This window comes from Ornithinibacter sp., assembly GCF_035443565.1.
In the GTDB taxonomy this organism is placed as follows: domain Bacteria; phylum Actinomycetota; class Actinomycetes; order Actinomycetales; family Dermatophilaceae; genus Fodinibacter.
In genome coordinates this window covers 1-2,089 of record NZ_DAORSO010000263.1, presented here as the reverse complement: position 1 = coordinate 2,089, position 2,089 = coordinate 1, and the positions used below count along the sequence as shown (strand labels likewise).

At 71.1% G+C, this 2,089-nt stretch carries 3 protein-coding genes; all 3 read left to right on the top strand.

All coding sequences use genetic code 11. From position 1 onward, the window contains the following. Positions 1-157 precede the first annotated feature (157 nt). Complete coding sequence (locus PLL68_RS14225; protein ID WP_324535193.1) at positions 158-553, top strand: TOBE domain-containing protein; 396 nt, start codon at positions 158-160, stop codon at positions 551-553. Then, positions 550-1,377: a molybdate ABC transporter substrate-binding protein gene (modA, locus tag PLL68_RS14220; protein WP_324535191.1), complete on the top strand. Its 828-nt coding sequence runs from the start codon at positions 550-552 to the stop codon at positions 1,375-1,377. Before PLL68_RS14225 ends, modA begins: the two co-directional genes overlap by 4 nt. Beyond that, the coding region (locus PLL68_RS14215) for an ABC transporter permease (protein ID WP_324535189.1) at positions 1,374-2,089 on the top strand (716 nt) is incomplete at its 3' end. The genes modA and PLL68_RS14215, both read left to right, overlap by 4 nt.

Here is a 2,089-nt window from a genome sequence, read left to right as displayed (position 1 = left end):
AGTGACCTATTGGTCGATCTGGGCACGGCCCGTCCCCGAATCGCCTGTACCCCGAGTGACCTATTGGTCGATCTGGGTACGCCTCGCCCCCTCCCAGGCGTCCCACCACGTGCCGCTACCCTCGCAGTTCCGCAGATGCGGAGGTAGATTCAGCTCCATGTCGCAGATTCGGATCTCGGATGCCGCCGCCCTCCTTGGCGTGTCTGATGACACGGTGCGCCGCATGATCGACGCGCAGCGCCTGCCCAGCACCCATGACGACTCCGGGCGCATCGTCGTCGACGGTGCCGACCTCGCCGAGGTGGCTCAGGAGCTGGCCCGGCCGGCCCCCGTGGGCGTCGTCGCCGACGAATCGGCCCGCAACCGGATGCGCGGCATCGTCACCCGGGTGCTCAAGGACACCGTCATGGCCCAGGTCGAGCTCCAGTGCGGCCCGTTCCGCGTCGTCTCGCTCATGTCCCGCGAAGCCGTCGACGACCTCGGCCTCGAGGTCGGTTCGGTGGCCGTCGCCTCGATCAAGTCCACCAACGTCGTCGTAGGAGTCCCCCGATGAAGGCCAAGTGCCTCTCCTTGGCCGCCGTGACCGCTCTGGCCGCGCTGCTCGCCGCAGGGTGCAGCTCGAGCGACTCCGGAACCACCGACTCGGCCGGCACCGACTCCGCGAGCCCCGGGTCGTCCGGCACGCAGTCGGCCTCGGGCGGCCTTTCCGGCACCGTCACCGTGTTCGCAGCGGCGTCGCTCCAGGAGTCGTTCACGACGTTCGAGGAGCAGTTCGAGCAGGCGAATCCCGAGGTCGACGTCATCCTGAACCTCGGGGCGAGCTCGGCCCTGGCCACCGGCATCACGCAGGGACAGCCGGGCGACGTGTTCGCCTCCGCGAGCCAGTCGACGATGGACACCGTCATCGCCGCCGGAGCCGCGGAGACGGCGACGGCCTTCGCGAGGAACACGATGCAGATCGCGGTCCCACCGGCCAACCCGGCGGGGATCACCGCCTTGTCCGACCTCACGAGGTCGGGCGTCAAGGTGGCCCTGTGCCAGGCCCAGGTGCCGTGCGGCAAGGCCGCCGCGACGGTGTTCGACAACGCCGCCCTCACGGTGGTGCCCGTGACGCAGGAGTCGGACGTCAAGGCGGTGCTCACCAAGGTCAGGCTGGGCGAGGTGGACGCCGGCATCGTCTACGTCACCGACGTCCGGGCCGCCGGCGGCGAGGTCACGGGCATCGACATCCCGGCCGACGTCAACGCCAGCACGACCTACCCCATCACCACGCTGACGGAGTCGGAGAACCCCGCCGCTGCCCGCGCCTTCGTCGAGCACGTCCTCTCCGAGGAGGGAGCCGAGGTGCTCGCGTCAGCAGGGTTCGCCACCCCGTGAAACGCTCGGCGCGGCAGCCCATTCGCCGCGAGACGGCGCCGTGGCCACTCGCCGTCCCCGCTGCCGTCGGCGTCACCTTCCTCCTCGTCCCCCTCGCGGCCATGCTGCTGCGCACGCCCTGGAGCAGCCTGCCCGACATCCTGCGCGACCCCGCGGTGCTCGATGCCCTGCGACTGTCCCTGGTCACCGCGACCAGTTCGACAGCCGTGGCCGTCGTGCTCGGGGTGCCGCTGGCCTGGGTCCTCGCCCGAACCCACTTCCGTGGCCTGTCGCTGCTGCGGGCCCTGGTGACCCTCCCGCTCGTGCTGCCCCCGGTCGTCGGAGGCGTCGCGCTGCTGCTCGCGTTCGGGCGCCTCGGGGTGGTGGGCCGCTGGCTCGACGAGTGGTTCGGGTTCACCCTGCCCTTCACGACGCTGGGGGTGGTCCTCGCGCAGTGCTTCGTGGCGATGCCGTTCCTCGTCGTCACCGTCGAGGGCGCCTTCCGGGGTCTGGACCGCGGCTTCGAGGAGGCGGCCTCCACCTTGGGGGCGTCGCGGCTGGCCACCTTCCGGAGGGTGACGCTGCCCCTGATCGCGCCGTCGCTGGCCGCGGGCACCGTGCTGTGCTGGGCACGAGCCCTGGGCGAGTTCGGCGCCACCATCACCTTCGCCGGCAACTCCCCCGGCATCACCCAGACGATGCCGCTCGCGGTCTACCTCGCGATGGAGAGCGA